Below are 3,148 nucleotides of genomic sequence, written 5' to 3' on the forward strand. Positions count from 1 at the left end.
TGCCAGATCGCCGGTTTTGTACATCCTGGCATCAGGGCTGTTGCTGAACGGATCCGCAAGGAAACGCTCGGCGTTGACCTCTTCAAGGTTCAGGTAACCCCGCGCCACGCCGTCGCCACCGATGAAAATCTCACCGGCCACGCCGTATGGCACCGGCTGCTGGTGGGCATCAAGCAGGTAGATACGGGTGTTGGCCATCGGCTTGCCGATGGTCGCGTTGCCGCTGCCTTCGCTGCCGGCCACAGCGTCATGGCTGACATAAGCGGCGGTGCAGGACACTGTCGCTTCGGTAGGCCCATAAGTATTGATCAAACGCGTGTGCGCCGGGCGCATCTCGTCCCAGAGCTTGAGTTTCTGTGCCGACAGTGCGTCACCCGTGACGTTGATCAAGCGCACATGCTGCAGACGTTGCTCAGCGACCTGCGGCTGTTTGTGCCATTCGGCCACCAGCGTATGCCAGTGCGCAGCGGTCAGGTGCAGGACGGTGGGTTGAATGCCGTGGGTTTCAGTCCCTTCGCTGCCGAAGATCTCGCGGCTTGGCGTCAGGGTGGCCCCGGCCAAGAGCGCCGGGAAGATCTCCTCCACCGACAGGTCGAAGTTCAGAGTGTTCTGCTGCAGGACGGTGTCGGTTGGGGACAAGTCAAACAGCCGCGCCGCATCGACGCTGTAGTTGACCAGGCCGCGGTGCTCGATCATCACGCCCTTCGGATTGCCGGTGGAGCCCGAGGTGTAGATCACATACGCCAGATTGCGCACGCCGAGGGCTTCAACCACCGGGTTGTCGTCACGCTCGGTAAAGGTTTTGCGCTGATCATCGTCGAGCAGCACCAATGGCAAGGTGAGGGTCGGCAGATATTCCTGCAAGTGACGCTGTGTCAGCAACGCCGACGGCGTACTGTCCTCGATCATGTAGGCCAGGCGCTCGGCCGGGTAGGCCGGGTCAAGCGGTACATAAGCAGCACCGGCCTTGAGCACACCCAGCAGGCCGACCATCATTTCCACACCGCGCTCGACGCAGAGCGCCACCCGGTCGTCCGGACCGATGCCCAGGCCGATCAGGTGATGAGCCAGACGGTTGGCCTGACGGTTCAATTCGGCATAGCTCAGGCGCTGCGCCTGGAAAGCCACGGCGATGGCATCAGGTTGCGTGCGTACCTGCGCTTCGAACAGGTGCTGAATGCACAGGTCCTTCGGGTAGTCCTCGCGGGTCTGGTTGAAGGTCTCCAGCAGCAGGTTGCGCTCGGCGGCGGGCAGCACATCCAGCTGCGTAACGTCCATCTGTGGTGTGTGCGCCAGCGCGTCGGTCAATTGCTCCAGCGCGCACTGCATCATGGCGCACAGGCGTTGCGGATCCGCAGGTTGCACGCTGTGTATCAACAGGCCCAGGTCACTGCCGTAATCATTGACCGACAAGCACAACGGGTAGTTGGTGCGCTCGGAGCTATCGAGCAGGCGCAGGCCCGGCCATTGCAACTGGCTGTCCTGGCTCTGGTGCCGGTAGTTGAGCAGGCTGGAGAACAATGGCGCCCCCGTGGCCACGCTACTGCAACGCTGGGCCAGGGCCAATGATGCCTGCTCGTGGCTCAGTAACTCGCTGAGATCACGGTGGGTGGCCATGACCAGTTCCTGGGCGCCTTGCGTGGCCAGTTGCACTCGGACCGGCAGGGTGTTCATGAACATGCCCATGGCCCGCTCGGCGCCTATCGTACCTTGCAGGCGGCCGGTGACCACGGTGCCGAACACCACATCATCGCGACCGGTACAACGGGCCAGCACCTGCGCCCAGGCGACATGGAACAGAACCGCCGGGGACATACCGCGCTCCCGGGCCTGAGTCCGGATACGTGCGCAGAGTTCACCGTTCAATGCCAGTTCGGCCTCTATGACGTCATTGCCGTCGCCCTGAACTTCCAGCAGTTCGAACGGAGCGGTGGGTGAATCAACATCCGCCAGACGGCGTGCAAAATAGGCTTCGTGGGCACTTGAAGGGCTGGCGAGGGTCTGTGCGACAAACTCCCGATAAGGCTGCGCTGGCAGCAGGTCTGCGCTCTGGCCTCGCATCAGCAGGCGAATTTCTTCGAGTATGAGCTCCAGAGTGACGTGGTCGCTGATCATGTGGTGATCGATCAGCGCCAGTAGCCAACGATCCGAGTTCGGGTCACCAGCAATGTAGGCCAGTAGTAGCGGTGCCTGTTGCAGGTCCATGCGCAGACGACCTGGATCACTTAGACGATTCACCTGGCTGAGTGCGTCTTCATCCGGCGTCAGGGTGAGGGTATGGACCGGCAATTGCGCCTGGCGGTGCACCACTTGCACCGCTTGCGGCAGGCCGACCCAATGCACCGAACTGCGCAGGACATCATGGCGGTCGATAACTGTCTGCAGCGCCTCAAGAAAGGCGTCAAGACGCGCACGGTTGTCGAACTCGATCGTCGAGCGCACCAGATAGGCGTCGCGTTCACGATTGAGCAGGTAATGGAACAGGATGCCTTCCTGAAGCGGTATCAGCGGGTAGATGTCCTGAACATTGGCGGCTCCACCGGGAACGGCGGAGGTGATCAGTTCAATCTCATCGACGCTTAGTTTCACCAGAGGCAGCATGTCTGGCGTCAATTGCGTGCAGTCGGCCGGGATGCGGTTAGCCGGAGCCTGGAACAGGACTTGTTTGTCCTGGCTGATGGCCAGGGCCATTTCACGCACGCTGGGCGCAGTGAATACGGTATTTACGTTGAGATTCAACCCCTGCTTGCGCAGCCGGTCGATCAGAGAGACGGCCAGCAGTGAGTGGCCACCGAGTTCGAAGAAATGGTCGTGGCGCCCGACCTGCTCGACGCCCAGCAGGTCTTGCCAGATAACCGCGATCACCTCCTCGATTTCGCCTTGTGGCGCTTCGTAGCCACGGCTGATCAGCGCGTCACCGTCCGGGGCTGGCAGCGCCTTGCGATCCAGCTTGCCGTTCGGCGTCAGCGGCATTGAGTCGAGCAGCACATAGGCCATCGGGATCATGTAGGCCGGCAGTTGTTCCTGCAGCCAACCGCGCAGGCTGTCGATGTCTACCGAAGCATGCTCTGCGATCAGGGTGTAATAAGCCACCAGGCGTTTATCGCCCGGTACATCTTCACGAGCAGTGACTACGGCTTCATGGACC

General features: G+C 61.5%; 1 protein-coding gene. It reads right to left on the reverse strand.

Annotated features, from left to right (window positions below):
- Positions 1-3,148, reverse strand: a 3,148-nt coding sequence (locus LIX91_RS25415) for a non-ribosomal peptide synthetase (RefSeq protein ID WP_226489399.1), incomplete at both ends; no start/stop codon positions are given.

This window comes from Pseudomonas sp. B20 (assembly GCF_020515755.1).
Lineage (GTDB): Bacteria > Pseudomonadota > Gammaproteobacteria > Pseudomonadales > Pseudomonadaceae > Aquipseudomonas > Aquipseudomonas syringae.